The sequence below is a fragment of the Belliella filtrata genome, assembly GCF_022549775.1.
GTDB lineage: Bacteria > Bacteroidota > Bacteroidia > Cytophagales > Cyclobacteriaceae > Belliella > Belliella filtrata.
Map to the genome: position 1 here is coordinate 1 of NZ_JAKZGP010000127.1, position 2308 is coordinate 2308.

A 2308-nucleotide genomic window follows, 5' to 3' on the forward strand; every position below is an offset into this window, starting at 1 on the left:
AAAGAAGGCTTCATGGAGAGCGTGAAAAACTTTAACCGTAGGGGGGTACGGATAATTGGAAGGCAAAAACCGGAAAATAAACTGAAATTTTATGTTTTTCGACTAAAACCTGCAATGTGGGTTAAAATGTGATAGACTGTCTCTCGTATTTCGCCAACCTTTCCCACTAGCTCTAAAAGACCTTTCAAACCTGGAAATTCTCTTGGATAAAATAGTCCTATATACAAGTGTCAATATTAACAAGACTCTATTAATAAGAATTTTTCATCTATAGAAATTTAGGTTAATTGTCTGTTTTTACTTCTTGATATATAGGGAAGATAGAACACCAGTCCCATCCCCAAATACATTGTAATTGACATGATTTTCACTAACTTAACAAGTATAGCACTAAAACCTGAATCTAATTCAATCACCAAGTAAATTGACGAAAAGTAAAGAAATGTGGTTGAATAGAACAAAAAGATGAGTACCATTAGCCAAAATATAGGATTCATTGATAGTCTATCCAAACTTTGAATATCAAAAATAAAAATGCTCATAAAATAGTAGATAGAAAACAAAATGATCACAAAACTTCCAATTGAGAATGAAAGGACATGAAAGGTAAATATGCTTTCAAAAAAAACGGTATATATAATGCCCCAAGAGGTAAAAGTTAATATAGCAATTTTGACCAGTAACTTCTCTCTCTTTGATTCAAACACTGATTTGAAAAATAGAAAAATTAAAATTGTTTCTACATAGACAAAAAAAATAGTGTACAAGTACTGATTATTTCCACCATTGGATTTCAAATAAGTCCCTACAGCTTCTAGTGAGAACCCCAAACATAGGATGATAAAAATAGCTCTATGCACTTTCAAATAGTCGTGATGCAAAAAAAAATGGGGAATACTCAAAAGCAACCCCAATAGAATTAATCCTGTATACCAATCAATAAATGTCATTTTCTAATCATCATCTCCCTCGGAACAGTCTGGTGGACACATAGCTCCTCCATTCCAGCCTCCTTCATCAATAGGCCCAGAAACTTCTGAAAGCAATATATCATTTAAACCTTCTTTGGTCTTGTTTGCTGGTACCAAAACTAGCGAAATTCTACCAATGTATGCCTCTTTTTTATCACAATCTTTGGGTAATGAATTTATCGTTTCTTTATCATACTGTCCAAAATACATCTTCAAACCACCAACCTTGCCATGTCGATCTGCATGAGCAAGAGCAGCTTCGATAGTCTCTCTATCAAACCAAACCCAATCGGTTTGTTCTTTGATTGGTTTTCCATGTGAATCTAGGCCAGGGTTATTGATTTTTCCATGTTTTCGGTAGTAGGCTCTAAATTTTTTTAGTGTTGCTTTTTTCATTTTACTTTACTTAGGTGATTTCAAGAAATACTTTTTGAATGATGTTGAAATTTGATAAGGGGGACTAAAAAAGAGAAGCCAAATGATAGATACATCAGAGATGCAATAAACCTATTGAACCCAAACAATAGCTTCACATTTGACACAACAATTTCTGGAAAAAACTGATAAGTTCCAAAAAGTATAATTGCCTCTATGTAAAAAAACAAAATAGTGGTGACTATCCAAAAATGCGGCACTTCAAGGAGATTCCTTTCAGCATAGATTTTTAAAGTCAATATCTTATATAAAAAACACATGGCTAAGACCACTATAAAAATTGCAAATGGCAAAAAACTAAAATATTGAAAGGTGAAGGTAATATCCTGATAAAATAAAGAATTGCATAATCCCCATGAAAATATCAAGATAGTCAACCATCGAATCACTTTTTTTTCTCCTTTGGAAAGTTGAAAAGAATAAAAATAAAAAATCAATAAAAGCGATTCGGCATACACCCACCCTATGTTATACAACAATGAATTATTGATACTTCTTCGAGCTGTGTAATATCCAGCAACTTCCATTATTGACACTAAAATCAATATGATCAAAATTACATTGTGATTTTTGAATTTTGGTTTGTTCTTGACTCCCCAATATAAAAGTGAAGCTAACAGCGCCAGACCAATACAAATAAGATAAAAAACCATGGTTCGTTTGTTGGTTATGTCAAAGGTACGGGCAATTGAATACCTAAAAAATACCCTGATCAGGGTATTTTTTAGGGTTTCTAGTAACAATTTCAAAATTTTTACCTGAAAATTGACATAATGAGTAGGAAGATAGGGATTACTTCCCTATCTGTCCTCTCACACCACCGTACGTACCGTTCGGTATACGGCGGTTCTTTAAGTTTTGATTTTAACCTTTTGGTAGTAGTCGGACAAGAATACATACCC

General features: G+C 33.1%; 1 protein-coding gene. It reads right to left on the bottom strand.

Annotation, left to right across the window (positions count from 1 at the left end; translation table 11 throughout):
• Nucleotides 1–953: 953 nt before the first annotated feature.
• Nucleotides 954–1367, bottom strand: coding sequence for a hypothetical protein (locus MM239_RS20685; protein WP_241350230.1), 414 nt, complete (start codon nucleotides 1365–1367; stop codon nucleotides 954–956).
• Nucleotides 1368–2308 lie beyond the last annotated feature (941 nt).

Bases quoted from the DNA above. Each gene is read 5' to 3' on its own strand.
- MM239_RS20685 (WP_241350230.1), bottom strand. From the start codon at position 1,367: ATGAAAAAAGCAACACTAAAAAAATTTAGAGCCTACTACCGAAAACAT.